We start from the raw sequence: 21454 nt of genomic DNA, 5'->3' as shown, positions 1-21454 counted from the left end.
AAGAGTCCCTGATTTCCATGAAGGCAACCTCAACACCGCTCCCCGGCGTTTTGTTGATCGAACCCCGTGTCTTTGGCGATGAACGGGGATTTTTCTTTGAAAGCTATAATCGGGTTGCCTTTGCGGCGGCAACCGATATCCAGGCCGAGTTTGTGCAGGATAACCATTCCTATTCGGCCAAGCATGTTCTGCGGGGATTACACTACCAAATTCACCAGCCCCAAGGGAAGTTAGTTCGGGTAATTGCTGGTGAAGTTTTTGACGTGGCCGTTGATCTGCGGCGCCATTCTCCTGGCTTTGGCCGCTGGGTGGGTTACCGTCTCTCGGCGGAAAACAGGCGCCAGCTTTGGATACCAGGAGGGTTTGCTCACGGTTTTTTGGTGTTAAGCGAGTATGCGGAATTTTTATATAAAACTACCGCCTACTATGCGCCGGAGTATGAGCGCTGCATTCGCTGGGATGATCCCGATCTGGCCATTGATTGGCCTTTGGAGGAGGTGCCGCTCATTTCCGCCAAGGATCAAGCTGGTTGTGCTTTTAAGGAGGCGGAGCTATTGCCGTGAATGGCCCTCAGAGGCGGATACTTCTAGTAGGCGCCTCAGGCCAGGTGGGCTGGGAGTTACAGCGGTCCTTGGCGCCCTTGGGGGAGGTGTTTATTCCGGGGCGGGAGCGTCTGAATCTGGCTCAAGTGGACAGTATTCGCCCTTACCTTGCCGAGATCCAGCCGACCTTGATTGTCAATGCCGCAGCTTATACCGCCGTGGATAAGGCAGAGGAGGAACCGGAGCAAGCGTTGGCTATTAATGGCAAGGCTCCTGGCGTATTGGCGGAAACAGCCCGTCAGCAGGGCGCGGCATTGATTCATTATTCCACTGATTATGTGTTTGATGGACAGGGCGTTTACCCCTATCGCGAGGGGGATACTCCTCGGCCTCTGAACGTTTATGGCCAAACCAAATTGGCGGGAGAGCAAGCCATTGCTGCCGTGGGTGGAGCCTATTTGATTTTGCGCACCAGTTGGGTCTATGGGTTGAGGGGGCATAATTTTTTGTTAACCATGCAGCGCTTGGCCCAGGAAAGGGAAGTGCTTACGGTGGTGAATGATCAATGGGGCACACCTACCTGGAGCCGTTTGATTGCGGAAGGAACGGCGCAAATCGTTGCCCAGTCCCGGGGCCAGAGGCAGGACTCTATTCCCCAGGCAGGTATTTACCACCTAAGCTGTGGGGGAAAGACGACTTGGCATGGTTTTGCGCAGGCTATTTTGGCGCGCCTAGCGCAAGGGGCGGGGCCGGTAGCAAGGTTGGAAGCTATTCCTAGCGCGGATTATCCGATCCCCGCCCGGCGTCCTGCCTTTTCCTGTTTGGATAATACCCGGATAAAGGATACCTTTGGCATTCAACTGCCCAGTTGGCGGACGGCATTGGAATTGGCGCTTTCTTAAGGTTGATTGTTAAGTATGTAGGGCAGAAAAGCGCAGCGCATCCCGCCGAAATTGGCCGTTATCCAAAAATTATAACCCGGCAACACCTCAAATCTTTGCCGAGTAACTTCGAATCCGGCCCATAATGCTTTAAATATGCCAGCCCAACTCCTGCGCCCGCTGCCGAGCCAGCGCCGGGATATCAGTGGCGATAAAATGCTGATGCAGGATTTGCACCCCCAAAAGATGGTTGATAACCGCATCTAGCCGGACTTTAGTCGATAAGGGCGTCCCTTCAGCTTCATGCAAGGCAAACAGAGCCTTAACCCCTTGCGCGTCCAGTAATCCAGTATGGGTAATGGCCTCCTCGGTCAGGTATTTTTGAGCTAGTTGGTTCATGGCCGCCCATTTTTTAGGATCGGTATGGGCGGGTGGCGCCATGAAGGCAAACTTTTCCCGTTCATAAAGCACGTTGGGCAGGAGTCCCCGCATAGCTTCCCGTAGCACATATTTCTCCTTTTGCCCCTTGATCCGCATGGCGGGGGGCAGTCCCGTGGCAAATTCGGCCAGGTGATGGTCCAGAAAGGGGGGGCGGGCTTCCATGGAATTGGCCATATCCACCCGATCGCCTCCCCAGGTCAAGATTTGCCCCTCCAGCATGGTTTTTATCCAGACATACTGGGCCTTATCCAGGGGGTGCCGGTTGGCCAGCATATCCCCGTCCAAATGCTCGGCAATAGCCTGGCCTGGGTCATAGCTTTCAACTTGCTCCCGGAGCGGGACACTCAACAAGGCGGGGACATGTTCCGCCGCGTGGAGCCAAGGTTGCAGACAACTTGGTGTGAAGCCTACTAGGGCGTCCAGGGCAGGATTATGGGTCTCGTTCTCGGCTAGCATGGCTCCCCGGAAAAGTTGGTTACTCTCGGCTAAACCCCGCTCCCACTGGACCCGCTCCTGGGCAGAGAGAGTTTCCAGCCCATGGAGAATCATATCCCGGCGGAAAGAGGGGTAGCCGCCGAATAATTCATCCGAGCCCTCCCCAGTCACCACGACTTTGTATTGGGTTTGGTGGACATGACGACTCATGAGCAGTTTAGCGACACCGAGAGTGTTATAGATGGTTCGTTCCGTGTGCCAGAGGGTTTCAGCGAAGTGGTCATAGAGGTGATCAGCCTTAAGATGGATGATATCTTGATCAGCTCCTGTGGCTCGCGCCATTTCTTGGGCGATGGGGGTTTCATCGTAGTCCACATCATCAAAGCCGATAGTAAAGGCTTTGACCGGCGCTTGTTGGATAGCAGCCGAGAGGCCCAAGGCAATGCAGGAGTCGATACCGCCGGAGAGATAACAGCCCACCGGGACATCCGCTTCTAGCCGAAGTTGTACCGCCTCGGTAAGCTGAGCCCGGACTCCTTCAATATGGTGTTCTTCAGGGAGGGAGTCGGAGCGTTCCGAGAGCCGGGGAAAATCCAAATCCCAGTATTTCTCTTCCCGGATTTGGAAATTACCCTGCTTGCGTTCCACCATGACTACATGTCCCGGTTTGACTTGCTGAATGCCCTCGAAGGCGGTGCTGCCTGGCACCATGGTTTGCATGAGCTGATGAAACAGGCCCTGGGGGCTGAAGCAGCGTGGCACTTCAGGGTGGGCAAACAGGGCCTTGATTTCGGAGCCAAATACCAGGGTGTCATTGACCTGGGTCCAGTAGAGGGGTTTGATACCGAAGCGGTCTCGGATCAGCATTAACCGATCCCTTTCTTGATCATAAAGGGCAAAGGCGAATTCTCCCCGTAAGTGAGGCAACATCCCTCGCAGCCCCAGCCGGGGGTAGAGATGGAGTACTAACTCTGAGTCGCTTTTAGTGCGAAAGCGGGCGCCACGGGAGATGGAATCGGCCCGCAATCGCTTGTAGTCATAAAATTCCCCATTAGTGGTAAGTAGCAGCCGGCCATCTTCGGAGGTAAAAGGCTGCCGGCCCCGGTTTGCTTCCAGGTCGATAATGGAGAGGCGGGCGTGGCTGAAGCCGACCCCTTGCTTGTCGATGAGTTGATAACCGAAGCCATCAGGACCACGATGATGTTGGATGGCGGCCATGGCCACGAGGGTTTGGGGGTCGATAGGGCGGCTAGGGTTTAGATGAATGTAGCCAGCAATACCACACATAAATTCATTCCTTTTGTGGGTTAATAATCAGCTGCAAGGAGATGGAAAGCGGTGCTTCCCAAGTAGGAAGCTTTGAGCGTTACTTATTGGGTCGGTTAATAATTGGGGAGAAAGCATTCTCCGGGATTAAGGCACTTAGCTTTGTATGGGAGTATCCATCACTTGATCGATTCGTTGCACGAGGGAAGTGAGCAGGGCCATGCGCATAAAGACGGCGCCCCGGGCCTGGGCAAAGTACCAGTTATGCTCGGTGTTATCCAAATCGGTGGAGAGTTCTTTTCCCCGGGCTAAAGGATGGAGAATAATCGCCCCTGGTTTGAGGGGAGAGGATCGGCAAAGTCGCAAGTCTTCCCCTATTTTTTCGAAGCTATCCCCCCGCCAAGCGATGGAATTGATATAGATCACATCCAAGGCAGGAAGTTCTGGATTGAGATGACGGGCGGTACGAAGGGTAAGGCCGGAAAGGGCCAGTTCTTCTCGTTGCTCTTTTGCAAATACGGCTTCTTGCTGGCAGATAACCACGACCTCCTTTATTGCTGGCGCAAATAGGGCTAGGAACAACAGCAGGCTGCGCACTGTGCGCATGTAGCGGGGTGCGCCCACGATGCCTATTCGTATTTGGGCCGAGGCGGAAACCTTAGCTGCCATAAGCTGCGGCCGCCATTTAAACAGTGTATACAGATCGGCTAAGGCTTGAGTGGGATGCTCATCGATGCCATTACCGGCATTGATGATAGGAATGCGTAAGGACTCCAGCATTTGGTAGACGGCCTCTTCGCTGCTATCCCGCAGTACGACCAAGTCTCCGTAATTATTGAACATTTCAGCCACATCAGCTAAGGTTTCGCCCTTGGCGATGCCGGTGGTCGCCGGATCGGTGATGGGCATCACATCGCCTCCTAGCCGATGCCAGGCGCTTTCAAAGGAAAGGCGGGTCCGGGTGCTGGGCTCATAGAAGGCATTAATGAGGATTTTCCCGGCTAGGGGGAGCTGTAGCCAGGTAGGGGTGGTTTCATAAAGGGCCGCCAAGCGGCTCAATTGAATGATCTTATCTCGGTCGAATTGGCGGGCGCTAAGCACGGGGCGGTTAGCCAAGCTCACCAGTGGGGCGGGATCTTCTGGCACTTGCTCCATTAAAGCCAAGGGCCGTTCAATCCCCGCCGTATCATCCTTCGGTTGTAAGGGTTTCCTTAATGAGGGGTCAAATTTTTTCACCATAGCCGTCCCTTCAACCAATCACGGAGCAGTAATAACAGCAAAATAAAAGGCGCGGTGGTAGTAATAATCAAGGCTACCGTCACTAATCGGGTTAACCATTCAGCCGATATCAGCATGGACTTTCCCCTTGTGGATGAGATTCGTGTAGGTTATCCCAGTTAAAATCCCTGGGCCAAAGCCAGGTGCTAAGCAGCACAATGACCATTGATACGAAGGCACCTATGAGGGCGGCGACATAGAAGCCAATCGCGAAATAACCCGCGAGACCGGCCATGCTGCCTAGGCCCATGGCTACCACTGCGCCAGTGGGGTTGGTGCGGCGCCAATAGAGACCCGCCGCGATGGGCCAGATGGTGCTGGCGACAAAAGCGCCAGTGAAATAGAGCAATTCGGCCAGCGTCGCTAAACGGGGGACGCACAGAAGCCAGGTTAAGATTCCAAGACCGATGATCGCGATCACCGTCGCTTTACGGAGTTGCGAGGCCGTGGCATGGGGGCGCCAGTGACGCCGGTAGAGATCTTCCACTACCAGGATACTGGTTGCCGCCAATAAGGAATCCAGGCTTGATGAGAGGGCCGAGAACACCATAACCAGCACCAGGACCGCGCCGGTAACCCCCAGCAATTCTCCGGCAACCATGGGGCCTACCATGTCGGCCGCCGGGATATTGAGATCTAGAGCGGGAACCGCCAGGGCAATAAAACCCGCGACGACCGGAATTGGCATCCACAGGATGCCGGCGGTGAAATAGGCCTTAAACCCTATGCCTTCCCGAAAGGAAAACGCCCGGCTCCACCATACATTGGAATGGAACACTTCCCCCACCCCAAACAACAAATTATTGAAAAGAAACATTAAAGCGGCAGGCATGAGGAGGTTAAGTAATTGGGGTCGCTTCTCGACAACCGCGGCATGGATACGGTCAAAACCGACCTTATCGATGGCAAGCCAGGCAATCACCACTAGCCCCGATAGAATCAGGAGCGATTGGATGAAATCAGTACCGATAACGGCGCGGAATCCTCCCAGCAAGGTATAACTGACGCAAATGCTTAGAATGATCGTCATGCCATAATGGTAGGGAATACCTGTCAGGGCATTGATGAGGATTCCCCCCGCCATTCCCATACTAACTAGCCAGCCCAGACCGTAGCATAGGGAGATAGCAAGAAAAAGCCGCCAGGCCCCTTTTCCATAGCGCAAGCGGATAAAATCGCCGCTGGTGTAGCCATTGGGCATAAGCTTGCGGATTCGCTGGGCAAGGGGGGCGAACATGAGCAGCCCCACCGCCCCCAGGGAATAACCCAACATACCCCAGATGCCCATTTGAAAAGCCAGTTGGGGCGCGGCCATGGTGGTATTGCTGGTAACCCAGGTGGCCATGGCAGTGGCAGTGCCTAGGGCAAGTCCTACCCGGCGCCCGGCCAGTACATATTCATCCAGAGCCTTGGCATTGCGTCCCCAAAACCAGCCGAGCCAAACCCACACTATGCTGAGCATGGCCAGCGTGATCCAACCCAGGCGCGGGTCCAGGATGGCGCTATGAACTGAATTCATGTGGCCACTACTACCTGGTTGATTTCAGCAATGGCCTCATCGGTGGAGAAGACTCGAGCATAGCGATCTTTCAGGGCACGCAGGGTCGCCTTTTGCAGCTCTGGAGTGACGGTGGTGCAGGCATCCTGAATAAGGGTGGTGAAAAAACCTAAATCGCAGGCGTCGCGAATAGCCGTGGAGACGCATTCGTTGGTATAGACTCCCGCCACAAAAAGGCCCGTAATTCCTAGGTTGTGCAAGATATAGGACAAATTAGTGGAATTAAAAACCCCACTGGCGGTTTTGCTGATGATGATCTCATCTCCCTGGGGGGCGATTGCCGGTAGAAACTCAGCCTCCTTGGAACCAGCGGGGGCATGGAGCCCCAAGCGTTTGTGCTGCGGGCCACGATCACGGCCATCCTTGGTCAGGGACTGGATGCGGGTATGAATGACTTCCAGGTTATTGCCCCGAAAGGCGGCTTGCAGACGCTGCACGTTGGGCAAAATGATCCGCTCAAGCTGATCGAAATAATAAAATTCGGGGGTATCTTTAGGCACTTTCCCCTTGGCTAAATGGGAAAAAACTCCATAGCCAGGCGCGGCATCCAGGTACTGCAAGTCTACCACCAGCAGTGCGGTGTGGCGTCTTTCTAGGGATTCCACCACGGCGGGAATTTCGGTAACGGTTTCCCGGTAGCTGGCCCGCAGCGGATCAAAACTTTCCTTTAAGGGTACGTCGGAATGGGTCATGGTGATCCTAATTGAAATTAAAGATTAATGGGCTAATTGATAGAGCGTATTCAAGGCCACGTTTGCGCCCGTTTCGATGTCTTCCCAGGGAGTCCATTCCGCTGGGGAATGGCTGCGTCCTCCTTGGCTAGGAACGAAAATCATGCCTGCCCGGGTCAGGGCTGCCATGATTTGGGTGTCATGGGCGGCCCCGCTTGGCATTTGCAGTGGTTCTACCCCGAGACTTCGGGCTGCCTTAAAGATGGTCTCCATGATGCCGGGGTCACACTTGACCGGTTCAATTTCACTCAACACTTCAAATTCAAACATGAGCCCTCGGCGGCGGGCGATTGCCGAGAGGGCGCGACGGAAAGCATGGGCTAACTCCTTGAGAAGGGTAGCCTCGGTATCCCGCACATCCAGGGAGAACTTAACACTTCCTGGGATCACATTAGCGGCTCCAGGAAAAACCTCGACCCGGCCAATAGTGGCCACGCTGCGGGGACCGCCGTTTTCTTCCAGAATCCGCGCAATTTCTCCCGCAAATTCAGCTAGACCCTGCAAGGAATCCTGGCGCATGTCCATGGGCGTGGTGCCAGCATGGTTAGCAGTACCCTTAAGAGTCACCTCCCATTTAAACAGGCCCACAATTCCTTCAACAACGCCTACGCTAATGCCTTGCCTCTCTAGGACGGGACCCTGCTCAATGTGGAGTTCCAAAAAGGCGATGAGACTTTCTGGCTTGCGCCGTGCTCGCAGGATATCCGCGGGATTAAGTCCCTGATCGGTCATGGCCTGGGAAAGGCTGATTCCATCTAAGTCGCGGGCATGGTGGATAGCTTCCGGGGTAAGCTGGCCGCTGATAGCTTGGGATCCCAATAGGCCGCCAAAGCGCCCTTCCTCGTCGGTAAAGGCAATTGCTTCTACCGCATAGCGTAAAGAGAGGTCGAGTTCTTTGAGGCGGCGCACGCATTCAAGCCCAACCAATACGCCTAGGGCTCCATCCAGGTGGCCAGCGCCAGGAACGGTATCGAGATGGGAGCCGGTCATGACGCTGGGGCGTTCTCCATTCCAGTTGAAGCGGGCATGAATGTTAGCGGCGCCGTCTATATAAAGATCCAGTCCTGCTTCCTGGATGCGCCCTTGGAACCATTCACGGGCTGCCTGATCAGCTTCGCTAAAGGCCATGCGGTAAAGGCCGTAATCAGCCCGTCGGCCAATATGGGACAAGGTCTCCACATCTGCTTGCAGCCGCTCAAAATTTACCCTAAGAGGCCTATTCATACTTTGAGGAGTCCTCTTTTTGACTTTGCCAGGCCCCGAAAATTATCAGGGCAAGGGTGGCCAGGAGTACCGTGGCGCCTGCGCCGAAAAAGGCAAAAGCGCGGGTAAGTGAGTGGTGCTGCACGGTCACGGCTCGGGGAGAACTCCAGGAACTTGCTGTCTGTCCCTGCTTTAAGGCGCGGACTCGATAGAAGTAGTGACCGTTGTTTTGTCCGCTAATCAGTGTTCCTTGGTCTGGTCCCCGGTAAAGGATTGTAGGCTGCGTAAATTCCATGTCATTGGCCTCCTGAAGTTCGTAGGTTAACATCGATAAATCGCTTCCTTGCCAGTTTAGATGGTAAAATCCTGCGGTTGCCGTAGGGCTATCGGAGATAAGTTCGGGGGTGGAAGGAGGTGACGGATCTGCCCAGATGGGTAAGGCTATCAAGAAAAAGGCTATTATAAGCGCTGGGCTAAGCTTTGCTGTAATGTTGGTTTGAATCCTCATAACAATAATTTATTACCATTTTGGCCCTATTAAATGCTGCCATGCCAGAGGATGTAGTAATGCGTGCAAGGGCTTTTTCGTCATCATCCTCGGCGGCGAATGCCTATTTTATTATAGAGGGCCAGGTTCTAAGTTTCATAAACGGAGGGTCAAACTGCTACTGTTTACTATCGATCCGCTGGCCTTTTGAGAGAGTTAGGAAAAGCGCCCGGGTCTCTTGGAATTCTAGAATTGTCCTCTTAGGGCAGCAATTGATCAAATCAATGCGGGCTAAAACATACCGACCTGGACGCTTCTATTGGGTGCGCCTAAACTCTTTTATCACTTTGATTTTGGGTGGGTTTTTGATTGTGGCGGTACCTTTATCCGCCGGCCTTATTTTTGCGGCCGTTCAAATGGAACATTTAGCGCGCCAAAGCACGGTAGCTGTTTATAAAAGCGTCCAGGTGACTCAAGGGAGCCGGATCCTGGTACAGCAGCTTATCGCTATGGAACGGGCTGCAAGGCAGTTCCAGGTGCTAGATGATCCTGCGCTGTATCGAGCTTATATGGCTAACCGGCGTAAATTCAAGGATATACTAGAGCAAATGTTAGAATTACCGCTTAGCGAGGTGCAGCGACAGGGGTTTGACTCCCTGGCGCGGGAGGAAAATGCTATTTATGATGTCTTGAGTGTTTATACATTAAACTCCGAGGCTAGCAAACAAGCGGCTAACCAATTTTTAGGTTTGGCTCGGCAGGCCCGGACTTTGCTGGCGGAAAGCAACCAATTGGTGGGCAAGGAGGTAGATACTTTACAAGAGACGGCGCGAGAGGCTCAGAAATCGCTTTTTTGGCAGGCTTTAGGTCTTATCCCCGCGGCAGGGTTATTGGCTGTTTTATTTACCTTCCTGATTAGAAGGTATTTTCACCAGCTTGATAAAGCTATCAGGCGCCTTGGGAATGGAGATTTCGATACGCCCATCGAGGTAACCGGCCCCCGAGATCTGGAAGTGCTGGGACAACAGCTGGATTGGCTACGTTGTCGTTTGGTCGAGCTAGAAGAAACCAAAATAAAATTTCTCCGGCACGTCTCTCACGAGCTTAAAACACCGCTGGCGGCCCTGCGTGAAGGATCGGAATTACTGTGCGATCAAATCATTGGCCATTTGAGCGCACAGCAATTGGAAGTAGCCCGGATTTTACGTAGCAATAGCCTGCGTTTACAGAAATTGATTGAAGATATGCTCCGGTTTAATTTGGCTGGTACTAATCAAATCGAGCGTACCCCCGAAGTAGTGCGGCTGGATCAATTGATTAAGATCGTGTTAAACGATCATATACCGAGTAGCTTATCAAAGCAGGTTGAGCTTATCGCAGCTTTGAATCCGGTAGAAATTTTTGGTGACCGGGAACATTTGAAAATTATTATTGATAACCTACTGTCTAATGCCCTTAAATATTCGCCATCGGGCAGCTCAGTGGAAATTAAGTTAACTCAGGAAGAGGACGAGGTTTGCCTGGAGGTGCATGATTCAGGTTCTGGCGTTGCTCCCGAGGATAGCGTACGGATATTTGATTCCTTTTATCAAGGTAAAACGCAGCCATCAGGCCCTGTCAAGGGGACTGGCCTTGGGCTTTCAATTGTGAAAGAAATCGTCCTCGCCCACGGGGGCAATATCGAGCTTGTCAAGGAGAGTCGAGAGGGCGCGCATTTTCGCGTGACTCTACCCGTGGTAGCAGAGGAGTGGCGTTCGTGAGAGCGTTGTTGGCGGATTATGGGACGGTTGCAGGGGTAGGGAGAGTCATGCTGGCTCTTTTTTTATTAGGAGGCTGCACTGGTTTGAAGCCGGGGTCTCCAATTCCGGTTTATGAACTCTCGGCACCTGCTTATAAGCTGTCTACCCCATCACCCAACCCGTTGGAACAAGAGCCTGGGGATTCGGAGCTTTTACTTCAGTACTATCGGGGTTTACACTCCTTGTCGGAAGCGGAACTACAGCGGGAACTGGATCGGGCGTGGCAGGCTACCGCCAAAGAACCTACAGCCTTTGATCGTTTGCAGCTCATTTTGCTCCTCTCCCTGCCCGAAGTCCCTTTCCAAGACTCAGAGCAAGCCCAGGCTATGCTACGATCTTTTTTAAAGACCGAGTTGGAGGATGCCAAAGAATATGAGGGGGCCAAAGGGCTTTATGATTTAGCCCTTTTCTTGCAGGGTTTCCTTATGGAAGAAGCCCAACAGAAACGGCGTTACCGCTTACTTCAAGAGCAGCTTCAACAACAGCAAGAACAGGTGAGACGTTTGAGAAGCGGGTTGAAATATCTTGATGGCCGCCGTAAGCAAGAGCAAGAGTGGGCTAAAAGTTTGGAGCAGCAATTAGAAGATGAACGAGGAAGGGCGGAAACATTAGAGCAAAAGCTTGAAGCGATCAAAACTATAGAAAAGCGGCTCGAGTACCGAAACCAATCCCAGGAAGATTTGCAGTTCCCTGAGCAGAAGAATGAAGCAAATGACTGAAAATAACAGAGTTTTATTGGTAGACGATGATCGCGATTTATTGTCGTTACTCTCTATGCGTTTAGAGAACGGTGGCTACGAGCCTGTTAAAGCGGGAAGCGGAGAAGAAGCGCTAGCCCAGGTGGAATTAGCCCGTCCCCACGCCGTGATCACGGATTTGCGAATGGGAGGCATGGATGGGATGGCGTTAGCGGATTGCATTCACCGCAAAAACCCAGCATTACCGGTGATCATTCTTACCGCCCATGGTTCTATTCCTGATGCGGTGCAGGCCACTAAAAATGGAGTTTTTGCTTTTCTGACCAAGCCTTATAATAGCCGGGAGCTATTGAGCCAATTGGAAAAGGCGCTTCGCGTTTCCGGTATTTGCCACGATTCGGAAGCCCCTCCCCCAGAGAGTTGGCGTGAGGAAATTATCACCCGCAGCCCCTTGATGGAGGATCTACTCAGTCAGGCCCGGCTGGTGGCCGAAAGCGAGGCCAGTATTTGTTTACGGGGGGATAGTGGCACAGGCAAAGAGTTACTGGCTAAAGCTATTCACAAGGCAAGCCCGCGTAGCAAACAACCCTTTATTGCTGTTAACTGCGCGGCTATTCCGGAGTTATTGTTGGAATCTGAGTTATTTGGCCACGCCAAGGGCGCATTTACCGGCGCAACTCGGGATCATCCAGGATTATTTCAGGCTGCTCATGGTGGCACCTTGTTTTTAGATGAAATTGGCGATATGCCACCTGCTCTCCAGGTAAAATTGCTGCGAGCTCTACAAGAGCAGCAAGTACGGCCAGTAGGAAATACCTCTACGGTAAAGGTGGATGTACGCATTATTTCGGCCACCCACAAAGATCTGGATGCGGAGGTGCGGGATGGTAACTTCCGGGAGGATCTTTATTATCGGCTTAATGTTGTGATTTTGGAGATTCCCTCTCTCGCTGAACGGCGGGAAGATATCCTGTTTCTTGCCAATCATTTTCTACTCACCTTTCGGCGCGGGAGCAAAAAAAACATTCGAGGATTTTCGGCTGAAGCAATCGAGTTATTGGTGAGTGCCCCTTGGCCTGGCAATGTTCGTCAGCTATGTAATGTGGTGGAACAAACCGTGGTTTTGTCGACCACACCTATCATTTCCGCCAAGCTAGTAAAAAAAGCGCTGCGCCAGCAATCAGGTCAATTTCCTTCCTTTGCTGATGCGCGAAGGCAATTCGAGCAGGAATATCTTGCGGGTCTACTTAAAATTACCGATGGTAATGTGACTCGGGCGTCCCGGTTAGCCCGGCGTAATCGCACCGATTTTTATAAACTTCTCCAACGTCATACTCTGGACCCCGCCGATTTTAAGCCTGCCAAATCTTAGTGAAATATCCAAGCGCTGTTTTGGCCGATAATCCAGCTTCCCATGATGTCACGCGGAAGCAAGGCGGCGGGGGCGAAACGTTCCTAAGCCCAGCGTCTTAGTCCTTTTAGGCACTGGCCTGCCGGTGAGGCTTAGGTTTCATTGGCCGCCGTCGCCAGCATTGAATGTTAAGCAAATTTTATGTGAAAATTTTTGTGCTATTTATTTTTATTTCCCTTCCCATTGCTTTTTTCTTCCCTTGAGTTTTCTTGAAGGCATTTGACCTTTTTTTATACGACCATGGTCGTCGCTCGCCGGCGCAGGATATAATGGGGTATAAATTGTTCGCCTGAATTCAGCGATTTCAGTTGCTAGGCGTGCTAGCATGAAGAGGTCTATTAGTTGGGAGGAGAGGCCAGGAAAGCTAATGGGAGCGTTTATAGTATCGAGGGGGATTTTTCCCGCCCACAATTAAAGCATTGGCAGTGATCCGGTTAGTGGCCTAAAGAAAGGAATTTCTAATAATATGAGGATATTAGTTAGTAATGATGACGGTTACCTAGCGCCTGGAATCCGGGTACTGGCTGATTGCCTAGCTAAAATCGCGGAAGTTATTGTAGTAGCGCCGGACCGGGACCGAAGTGGAGCCAGTCATTCTTTAACGTTAGATACGCCGTTGCGGGCTACGCTTGGGGAAAATGGATTCTATCGGGTGGAAGGGACGCCCACGGATTGCGTTCACTTGGGGATTACCGGACTCTTAGAAAAAGAGCCTGATATGGTGGTTTCAGGGGTTAATTGGGGTGCTAATCTCGGCGATGATGTTATCTATTCGGGTACGGTGGCCGCTGCTATGGAAGGGAGGTTCTTGGGGTTGCCTGCTATCGCGGTTTCTTTGGCGTCAGCGGAGCCGGAGCATTTTGATACCGCGGCTTGGGTAGCGCGCCGGTTGGTCACCAGTCTTATGGAAGACCCCTTGCCTGCTGATACCATACTTAATGTCAATGTTCCCAATTTGCCTAGGACCCAAATAACCGGTTTCGAAGCAACTCGCCTCGGCCATCGGCACCGATCCGAGCCTGTTATTAAAGATGCCGATCCCCGCGGTCGTCCTATTTATTGGGTGGGTCCGGCCGGTGAAAGTCAAGATGCGGGACCCGGCACGGATTTCCACGCAATCGCCCGGGGAACCGTTTCTATTACCCCAATTCAGGTGGATCTCACTCGTTACACGGCCCTCGATCAAGTTGCCGGATGGCTCCAGCGAATCCCTCGTCCGTGAAAAAAACTTGCTTGGTATGAGGATGACTTCCCGGCGGGCCCGAGAGCGAGAGCGGCTAGTCCAACGATTACGTGAAGAGGGCATCCGTGATCCTGCTGTGCTCAAGGCAATCCAGGAAACGCCCCGCCATATTTTTGTGGATGAGGCGCTTTCTAGCCGGGCCTATGAAGATACTGCCCTTCCTATCGGTTTTAGGCAAACGATTTCCCAGCCTTATATTGTGGCGCGTATGACAGAAGCTCTCCTTGCTGGTGGACCGCTCCAGAAAGTGTTGGAGGTGGGGACGGGATCTGGTTATCAGACAGCTATTTTAGCGGGTTTGACAGGCTTGGTGTATACGGTGGAACGAATCAAGCCGCTGTTGACGCAAGCCCAGGCTCGTTTTAACTATCTTGGGATAACGAATATCCGGGCTAAATGCGCCGATGGACTTTGGGGATGGCCGGCCTATGGACCTTATCAAGGGATATTGGTCGCCGCCGCGCCTATGGAAATGCCCCAGTCTTTTCTCAAGCAATTGGCGGTTGGGGGGCGGATGGTGATTCCGGTAGGAGCGTCGTCTAGCGCTCAGTCCTTAATGGTTGTGACTAGAACGGCTGATGATTTTGAAATGAAAACTTTAGAGCGGGTTAGTTTCGTGCCGCTTGTAGGAGAATAAGCTTGACGAAACTTTTTACCCTGCTCTATGACAAGGCTATGGGTTGGTCACGGCATCGCCATGCTGTTCGCTGGTTGGTTTTGGTCAGTTTTACCGAATCCTCCTTTTTTGTGGTGCCTCCCGATGTCATGCTGGCGCCTATGGCTTTAGCCTCCCCAAGCCGGGCTTGGCATTATGCCATGCTTACTACGGTGGCATCGGTGCTGGGAGGGTTGTTAGGATATGGGATTGGGGCATTGGCTTTTAGCTTGGTAACACCCTTGCTGCAACAAGGGGACTATTGGGACTCTTATTTGAAGGCCCGTCTATGGTTCGAGGAATGGGGAGGATGGGCTGTGCTGCTAGCAGGTTTTTCTCCTATCCCGTATAAAGTATTTACTATTGCCGCTGGTGTAGCGGTTATGCCCCTTGCCCCTTTTATCATGGCTTCTCTCGTGGGTCGGGGGGCTCGATTTTTTCTGGTTGCCGCCTTGATGCGTTGGGGGGGCGCTCGGATGGAAGCTGGACTTCGGAAATATGTGGATTTAATGGGTTGGATAGCGGTGCTAATAGCGTTTGCGGGCTACTTGCTGTTATCGCGATAAGCGGTAGTCATCAAATGGGGTGTATCCTGTTGCTCCAGGAAGGGTTGGGGTATTGTTCTTGAATTTTTAACCACTGGAGTTTAGTTTTTCAGTGCGGTTGTTTTTGCCAGCCTTAGCGATGATTATTCTTTTGGCTGCTTGTAGCAGCGGTGGAAGGATGGCTCCCGTCCATCATCTCGGTGCTGTTCCCCATGTAGGCCCCCGTCCCTCCCATTATACAGTGAGACGGGGAGATACTTTATATTCCATTGGCTGGAGATATGGAGTGCATTATCGCACGCTTGCTCACTGGAATGGTATTCACCCGCCTTATACTATCTATGTAGGGCAGAAACTACGTCTAAACTCTCCTTCAAAGAATACGGCCAAGGGTCAAGTGACCGCTTCCATAGCCGAGCCGAAACCAGCACCTAGGAATAAGGAATCTGTTACCCAATCGACGGCCTCACCTTCACTAACCAAGGTTAAAGCTGTTCCGGCCAAAAAAGCCTTGTCCCTTGAAATGCCAACCAAAGTCGCCGATGGTATTCGTTGGTATTGGCCTACCCAGGGGGAGGTCATTAAGAATTTCTCCCGCACTGAAACTGGCCGTAAGGGGGTGGATATTGTTGGGACATTAGGTCAGCCAGTAGTCGCGGTAGCTGATGGTAAGGTCGTTTATAGCGGGCGGGGGCTGCCCCGCTATGGCAAGCTAATTATCGTCAAGCACGATGCTGACTTTCTTAGCGCCTATGCCCATAACCGGCTGCTAGTAAGCAAAGAAGGCGATTCCGTAAAAGGGGGGCAGAAAATTGCTGAAATGGGACGTAGTGGGACCGATCGGGTAAAGCTACATTTTGAGATTCGCCATCATGGGCAGCCCGTGGACCCCTTGCGCTATTTACCTCAATAGTTACGCCGGTGAAATCTGGTTAATCTGAATATTATCCTCGCATTCTAGAGGCACGCCGAGGTGGCCATGAGAGTTTCGGATATAATTCATTTTCTTTATTTATTAATAAGTTATGAGGGTGTGAGATATGCTGGAACAAGGTAGCGTATTGCAGCGGGCAAGTGATCTTAAAGGGCGCCTGGAAGCCCTGAGGGGGTATCTTTGACTTTGCGGCAAAGCAAGAGCGGTTAGTGGAGGTTGACCGGGAACTAGCCGTTCCTTCTGTTTGGGACGAGCCGGAGCGGGCGCAACAGTTGGGTCAAGAGCGTGCGCAATTGCAGTCGGTGGTAAGCCCACTCGCAGAACTAGGTGAAGAAATTATGCAAGCCAAGGAATTATTTGAACTCGCTGTAGAAGAAGATGATGAAGGCACCGCCCAGGAAATGATTGCTGAGTTGGATGCTGTGGAGCAGCGTCTGGCAAAGCTGGAGTTCCAGCGCATGTTCGCCGGTGAAATGGACCCTAACAATGCCTATCTGGATATTCAAGCCGGCTCCGGCGGGACCGAAGCTCAAGATTGGGCCAGTATGTTGCTAAGAATGTATCTGCGCTGGGGAGAAAAACATGATTTTAAAACGGGGCTGACTGAAGTCTCCGAAGGCGAGGTTGCCGGTATCAAGAGTGCTACCATTCACTTTGAGGGAGAATACGCCTTTGGCTGGTTGCGGACCGAAACCGGAGTCCATCGGCTAGTGCGTAAGTCGCCCTTTGATTCGGGCAACCGCCGGCATACTTCTTTTGCCTCGGTATTCGTCTATCCGGAAGTCGATGAAAGAATAGACATTGAGATCAATCCGGCGGATTTGCGTATTGATACCTACCGGGCCAGTGGCGCCGGCGGGCAGCATGTTAATCGGACCGACTCGGCGGTAAGAATTACCCACCTGTCTTCTAACCTGGTGGTCCAATGCCAAAGCGAACGGTCCCAACATCAGAATAAGGCCCACGCCATGGCGCAGCTTCGTGCTAAGCTCTATGAATTGGAGATGCGCAGCCGCCAAGCCGAGAAACAGGCGGCGGAGGAAGCCAAGGCGGATATTGGTTGGGGGAGCCAGATTCGCAACTATGTATTGGATCAGTCCCGGATCAAGGATTTGCGCACCGGCGTTGAAATAGGCAATACCCAGGGGGTATTGGATGGCGATTTGGACCCATTTATCGAGGCAAGCCTCAAAAGTGGGCTTTAGCTTGTTTAGAATCGTCCTTACGAACCTAAGCGGATAGCCCCCTGGGGTGGGGCGGAGCAAGGCATGATTGCGCCCTCTCGGTCTCGCCTAAATGGAGATCCAAAGCCGGTAAAGGTACCTACTACCTTTGCCGGCTTTGGAGGATTAGACTATTTTTTACGCTGTGGGATCATCAGACCTAGTGTAATAAGCCCGAGGCCGAATAAGGCTAAGGAGGAAGCTTCCGGGACTTCTCCCACCACGGCCGCTTGAGGTTCACCGTATAAGAAATCGTCCATTACCGCGATATCGACGCCGTTAGCCGGATCATCGTCGGCGCCAATGGGTGTGTTGCCGCTGGTGATGCGTACCCTAAAGAGTTCCCCTGGTGCGAAGGTCGCGTCGAGGAAGGACAAACCTTGGGGATCTGGGTTTACAAAGTCTGAGAACAATAGGTTATTATTGATATCGAAAAAATTCAGCGAAGTGCTATCGTCCAAATCGACATCGGTGAAGACCGCCCCAAATCCGTTTACTGTCGCCGGCGTATCGCTGCCGGAAACAAAGAAATTCACATTCAACACGTTGGTTCCAAAGGGGGTGAACAGACGCGGGTCGCTGAAAGTCTGGAACTGGTCGGGATAGGTCGGGCTGATGCTGTCGAATTCGTTATCACCGCCTGCCGACGCGGTTGGGTCTGCTAGGTCGGGGTTGCTTACTCGGAACTCCGAACCTACGCCAGTGTTAAACTCGGCGCCGCGGGTTACTGTAGCGTTAAAAAAATCGCCCGGCATGTCAAATGGTGCGATGCCGGCATCCCAGTTGATTTGCCGGTGGCCGTCAGCGATGGGACCAAGGGCGTTGCCGTTGTTATTGCCTCCTGGGGCAGCCCGAAAATTCTCGAATTCGTCCGAAATATCCCCGGTAGCTTCGAACGTATCAATAGGCACTGCTAAAGTTCAGAAAAACGGTTTTTTCAGCTAGATGTTACGGATACCTCCTATAACATAATATTAAAAGAAAAGCAAGGAAATTTGGCGGGTCTTAGTTCCTATTTAATAGTAAACTCATCCTTGGGTTTTTGCTCGGCTCGGCGCGTGGCGGCGCAAGCGCTCGCAGGTGGTTCGATAAAGCCAAATATTTTCTTACGCGATGGCGAAAAAGTTTATCATCGCTTCCTTCCAAGGCGGTGATATAGAGGATTTAAGACGGATGAAGGTACTTCTCCAGCCGGCTTATATACTCCATTCGCGCCCTTATCGGGAGACCAGCGTCTTAGTAGAAGCCTTCACCCCGGAGTATGGACGGGTCGGGCTGGTTGCCAAGGGGGTGAAACGGCGGCGTTCCCATGGCGTTAGCCCATTACAGCCATTTTGCCCCTTGCTGCTTTCCTGGACGGGCCGGGGTGATTTGGTCACTTTAACGGGAGCGGAGGCAACGGGTCCGGCATTTACGCTCACTGGGGAAGGGTTGATTTGCGCTTTTTACCTGAATGAATTGTTGCTGCGTCTTTTGCCGCGCCGGGATCCTTTAGAAGATCTGTTCTCGGCGTATGCCCATTCACTACCGTCATTACGCCATGCCCGGCAACGGCAGCAGACTTTACGCTTGTTCGAGCGCGATTTGCTGGCCTGTTTAGGGTATGGGTTAATATTAGATCATGAGGTTAATAGTTCCCGGCCTATAGAAGCGGAGCAATGGTATAGTTACCAATTAGAGAAAGGTCCAGTGCGTTTGCCATCGAACGGTTTGGAGGGGATGAAGATTAGCGGCCATACCTTACAGGCTTTGGCCCAAGGCGCCTTGGCAGATCCGGTAAGCTTGGGCGAGGCCAAGCGGCTGCTGCGATGGCTGCTTGCCGTTCATCTGGGGGATAAGCCTTTGAAAAGCCGGGGCCTGTTGGAGGAACTACGGCGATTAGGGAATGTAAATAGAGTAGAAAAGAAGAGCGCCCATGATTGCAAGTCACGCTATTTTACTGGGAGTTAATATTGACCACGTAGCCACCCTGCGCCAGGCGCGGGGAACCCGTTATCCCGATCCCATCCAGGCTGCCATTGAAGCTGAGCAGGCCGGAGCGGATGGAATTACCCTCCATCTGCGGGAAGATCGCCGCCATATTCAGGAGCGAGACGTCGCTTTGCTAAGGGACATTTTACTCAGCAAAATGAACCTGGAGATGGCAGTAACCGGGGAGATGTTAGCCATTGCCGAGCAGTATCGTCCGGAAGACTGTTGCTTGGTGCCGGAACGGCGGGAAGAATTAACCACGGAGGGTGGCTTGGACGTGGCTGGTCAACTCGGGCGGATCACCGAAGCCTGCGTTCGCCTAAAGGAGGCGGGAACCCGGGTTTCTTTGTTTATTGATGCCGACCCTCGCCAAGTGGAAGCGGCGGCCCAGGCGCGCGCGCCCGTGGTTGAGATTCATACTGGACATTTTGCCGATGCCAGGGATGAGCAGAGGCGGCGGAAAGAATTCCAACGGATTGTCGAGGCGGTGAAAAAGGGGCGGGAAGCCGGCCTCCAGGTGAATGCTGGGCACGGACTAAACTATCAGAATGTGGCGGCGATTGCGGCGCTGCCTGATATTGTCGAGCTCAATATTGGCCACGCCATTATGGCTCGTGCTTTGTTTACCGGTATGCAGTCCGCGGTCGGAGAAATGAAACGTCTCATGAGAGAAGCACGAGGGTGATTTTCGGGATCGGCACTGATATTGTTCAGGTTTCCCGGATGACCGCATTGCTTGAGCGGTATGGGGAGCGGTTTCCACGGCGTATTCTCACAGGGGATGAATTTAGGGAATTTTCTGCCAGCAAGCAGCCCGCGTATTTTCTGGCCAAGCGTTTTGCAGCCAAAGAGGCCGCTGTCAAGGCGTTGGGTACCGGTTTTAAGCGTGGTTTACAGCCCTGTCATATCGGCGTGGGCCATACTGAACGAGGACAACCTTTCCTGGAATGGCAAGGTCGGGCAAACGAGCTAGTCCGTCTTTTAGGCGTTGGTCGAGGTTTGCTTAGTCTTGCGGACGAGAAGGATTACGCCTTAGCTTTTGTCACGCTACTGACGGAAAGAGAAGATATCAGGTCGGACTTAAAGTCGGGGGAAAGGGCGCTAAATCCACACAAATTACCGGATAATGGCAGTGAAGGCCACGGTTTGGAGGAACGTGGATGAGTGCTCGATTAATAGGGAGCGCCTGTGGCTAGGATGGATTATCCTACTATTGAGGATTTTGTGGGGCATACCCCGTTGGTAAGGCTTCAGCGCCTGCCAGGTGAGTCCAGCAATACGCTGTTAGTGAAATTGGAAGGTAACAATCCCGCGGGCTCGGTGAAGGATCGACCGGCGCTTAGCATGATTCAGTATGCGGAAGAGCGAGGGGAAATTAAGCCAGGCGATACCTTGGTGGAGGCAACCAGCGGTAACACCGGTATTGCCCTGGCCATGATGGCGGCTATCAAAGGTTACCGGATGGTGTTGGTGATGCCCGAGAATATGAGCGCAGAGCGGCGGGCGGTCATGAAAGCCTTTGGGGCCGAAATCATTTTGGTGACTTCCCAAGAGGGCATGGAAGGGGCTCGTGACCTAGCTTTAGAGATGGAGGCCGAGGGCAAGGGCCGGGTGTTGGATCAGTTTGCTAATCCTGATAATCCCCGCGCCCACTATGAAGGAACGGGTCCCGAGATTTGGCGGGATACCCGTGGCAGTATTACCCATTTTGTTAGTTCTATGGGCACTACCGGCACGATTGTGGGGGTCTCCCGCTATTTTAAGGCGCAAAATCCGGCAGTCAAAATTATTGGAGTCCAGCCCTTGGAAGGGGCCAGTATTCCCGGAATCCGGCGCTGGCCAGAAGCCTACTTGCCCAAAATCTATGATCCGGCGGCAGTAGATCAGATTATTGATGTGTCCCAGGAAGAAGCGGAAGAGACGACTCGGCAACTCGCAGCCCAAGAAGGAATTTTTGTCGGCATCTCTTCGGGGGGGGCGGTGGCGGCAGCACTACGGTTAGCCAAGGAAATTCAAAATAGTACGATTGTGGTGATCATTTGTGATCGAGGCGATCGCTATCTTTCTACTTCTGTTTTTCCCGGCTAGCGGGAGCAGTTGGCATTTCTCCGCATTTTGCTAAGGTAGCTTCTTCCGCAAGGTTCTTAAGTTGC

At 52.6% G+C, this 21454-nt stretch carries 22 protein-coding genes; 14 read left to right on the top strand and 8 right to left on the bottom strand.

Annotated features, from left to right (window positions below; translation table 11 throughout):
* Positions 1-17: 17 nt before the first annotated feature.
* Both rfbC and rfbD read left to right on the top strand, forming a co-directional pair.
* The gene (gene rfbC, locus NWAT_RS11445) at positions 18-563 is read left to right on the top strand and encodes a dTDP-4-dehydrorhamnose 3,5-epimerase (protein ID WP_013221233.1); all 546 of its coding nucleotides are present in this window, start codon (positions 18-20) and stop codon (positions 561-563) included.
* Positions 560-1444, top strand: a complete 885-nt coding sequence (gene rfbD, locus NWAT_RS11440) for a dTDP-4-dehydrorhamnose reductase (protein ID WP_013221232.1) — start codon at positions 560-562, stop codon at positions 1442-1444. Before rfbC ends, rfbD begins: the two co-directional genes overlap by 4 nt.
* 129 nt (positions 1445-1573) lie before the next feature.
* On the opposite strand, the gene asnB is transcribed toward rfbD, so the two are convergent.
* The 7 genes from asnB to NWAT_RS17510 form a co-directional block, all read right to left on the bottom strand.
* Entirely contained in the window at positions 1574-3586 is a 2013-nt protein-coding gene (gene asnB, locus NWAT_RS11435; RefSeq protein WP_013221231.1) for an asparagine synthase (glutamine-hydrolyzing), read from the bottom strand.
* Positions 3587-3721: 135 nt separating this feature from the next.
* Positions 3722-4804 (bottom strand): aspartate/ornithine carbamoyltransferase family protein, encoded by a 1083-nt coding sequence (locus tag NWAT_RS11430; RefSeq protein ID WP_013221230.1) that lies wholly within the window; start codon positions 4802-4804, stop codon positions 3722-3724.
* Positions 4798-4920 carry a hypothetical protein gene (locus tag NWAT_RS17790; protein ID WP_002808720.1) on the bottom strand — a complete coding sequence of 41 codons (123 nt, stop codon included), beginning with the start codon at positions 4918-4920 and terminating at the stop codon, positions 4798-4800. The genes NWAT_RS11430 and NWAT_RS17790 overlap by 7 nt, the downstream gene beginning before the upstream one ends.
* Positions 4914-6362 carry a sodium:solute symporter family protein gene (locus NWAT_RS11425; RefSeq protein ID WP_013221229.1) on the bottom strand — a complete coding sequence of 483 codons (1449 nt, stop codon included), beginning with the start codon at positions 6360-6362 and terminating at the stop codon, positions 4914-4916. Before NWAT_RS11425 ends, NWAT_RS17790 begins: the two co-directional genes overlap by 7 nt.
* On the bottom strand, positions 6359-7093 hold the full coding sequence (locus NWAT_RS11420; protein ID WP_013221228.1) for a cysteine hydrolase family protein: 735 nt from the start codon (positions 7091-7093) through the stop codon (positions 6359-6361). Before NWAT_RS11420 ends, NWAT_RS11425 begins: the two co-directional genes overlap by 4 nt.
* A gap of 24 nt (positions 7094-7117) precedes the next feature.
* Positions 7118-8356 (bottom strand): Zn-dependent hydrolase, encoded by a 1239-nt coding sequence (locus NWAT_RS11415; RefSeq protein WP_013221227.1) that lies wholly within the window; start codon positions 8354-8356, stop codon positions 7118-7120.
* On the bottom strand, positions 8349-8663 hold the full coding sequence (locus NWAT_RS17510; protein WP_232420109.1) for a hypothetical protein: 315 nt from the start codon (positions 8661-8663) through the stop codon (positions 8349-8351). The genes NWAT_RS11415 and NWAT_RS17510 overlap by 8 nt, the downstream gene beginning before the upstream one ends.
* A gap of 443 nt (positions 8664-9106) precedes the next feature.
* Between NWAT_RS17510 and NWAT_RS11405 the strand changes: the two genes are divergently transcribed.
* The 8 genes from NWAT_RS11405 to prfB all read left to right on the top strand — a co-directional run bounded on the left by NWAT_RS11405 (position 9107) and on the right by prfB (position 17312).
* Positions 9107-10582: a sensor histidine kinase gene (locus NWAT_RS11405; RefSeq protein ID WP_013221225.1), complete on the top strand. Its 1476-nt coding sequence runs from the start codon at positions 9107-9109 to the stop codon at positions 10580-10582.
* Positions 10579-11340 carry a hypothetical protein gene (locus NWAT_RS11400; RefSeq protein WP_013221224.1) on the top strand — a complete coding sequence of 254 codons (762 nt, stop codon included), beginning with the start codon at positions 10579-10581 and terminating at the stop codon, positions 11338-11340. Before NWAT_RS11405 ends, NWAT_RS11400 begins: the two co-directional genes overlap by 4 nt.
* The gene (locus tag NWAT_RS11395; RefSeq protein WP_157679892.1) at positions 11333-12691 is read left to right on the top strand and encodes a sigma 54-interacting transcriptional regulator; all 1359 of its coding nucleotides are present in this window, start codon (positions 11333-11335) and stop codon (positions 12689-12691) included. Before NWAT_RS11400 ends, NWAT_RS11395 begins: the two co-directional genes overlap by 8 nt.
* Before the next feature lie 505 nt (positions 12692-13196).
* The gene (gene surE / locus NWAT_RS11390; RefSeq protein ID WP_013221222.1) at positions 13197-13952 is read left to right on the top strand and encodes a 5'/3'-nucleotidase SurE; all 756 of its coding nucleotides are present in this window, start codon (positions 13197-13199) and stop codon (positions 13950-13952) included.
* Positions 13953-13968: 16 nt separating this feature from the next.
* Complete coding sequence (locus NWAT_RS11385; RefSeq protein WP_041350699.1) at positions 13969-14610, top strand: protein-L-isoaspartate(D-aspartate) O-methyltransferase; 642 nt, start codon at positions 13969-13971, stop codon at positions 14608-14610.
* Between the two features lie 38 nt (positions 14611-14648).
* Positions 14649-15194, top strand: coding sequence for a YqaA family protein (locus NWAT_RS11380; RefSeq protein ID WP_041350989.1), 546 nt, complete (start codon positions 14649-14651; stop codon positions 15192-15194).
* Between the two features lie 91 nt (positions 15195-15285).
* Positions 15286-16086: a peptidoglycan DD-metalloendopeptidase family protein gene (locus NWAT_RS11375; RefSeq protein ID WP_013221219.1), complete on the top strand. Its 801-nt coding sequence runs from the start codon at positions 15286-15288 to the stop codon at positions 16084-16086.
* 127 nt (positions 16087-16213) lie between these two features.
* Positions 16214-17312, top strand: a protein-coding gene (gene prfB / locus NWAT_RS11370; protein ID WP_157679890.1) for a peptide chain release factor 2 whose coding sequence is annotated in 2 segments (ribosomal slippage) — positions 16214-16288 and positions 16290-17312 — 1098 coding nt in all. Because the reading frame shifts where the segments join, the coding sequence is not laid out codon by codon here.
* A 149-nt stretch (positions 17313-17461) separates the two neighbouring features.
* Here prfB and NWAT_RS11365 read toward each other — a convergent pair.
* A complete protein-coding gene (locus NWAT_RS11365; protein ID WP_013221217.1) occupies positions 17462-18241 on the bottom strand; it encodes a PEP-CTERM sorting domain-containing protein in 780 nt (259 codons plus the stop codon).
* 262 nt (positions 18242-18503) lie between these two features.
* Here NWAT_RS11365 and recO point away from each other — a divergent pair, with 262 nt between their 5' ends.
* Genes recO through cysM form a run of 4 tightly spaced genes read left to right on the top strand, consistent with a single transcriptional unit; the run spans position 18504 to position 21389 of the window.
* Entirely contained in the window at positions 18504-19280 is a 777-nt protein-coding gene (gene recO / locus NWAT_RS11360) for a DNA repair protein RecO (protein ID WP_013221216.1), read from the top strand.
* Positions 19246-19986: a pyridoxine 5'-phosphate synthase gene (pdxJ, locus tag NWAT_RS11355; RefSeq protein WP_013221215.1), complete on the top strand. Its 741-nt coding sequence runs from the start codon at positions 19246-19248 to the stop codon at positions 19984-19986. Before recO ends, pdxJ begins: the two co-directional genes overlap by 35 nt.
* On the top strand, positions 19983-20465 hold the full coding sequence (acpS, locus tag NWAT_RS11350) for a holo-ACP synthase (RefSeq protein WP_013221214.1): 483 nt from the start codon (positions 19983-19985) through the stop codon (positions 20463-20465). Before pdxJ ends, acpS begins: the two co-directional genes overlap by 4 nt.
* Before the next feature lie 33 nt (positions 20466-20498).
* Complete coding sequence (cysM, locus tag NWAT_RS11345) at positions 20499-21389, top strand: cysteine synthase CysM (protein WP_013221213.1); 891 nt, start codon at positions 20499-20501, stop codon at positions 21387-21389.
* Positions 21390-21454: the final 65 nt, after the last annotated feature.

It is taken from the genome of Nitrosococcus watsonii C-113, from assembly GCF_000143085.1.
Lineage (GTDB): Bacteria > Pseudomonadota > Gammaproteobacteria > Nitrosococcales > Nitrosococcaceae > Nitrosococcus > Nitrosococcus watsonii.
The sequence above is the reverse complement of the archived record's forward strand: the minus strand, read 5'-3'. Positions and strand labels throughout refer to the sequence as shown.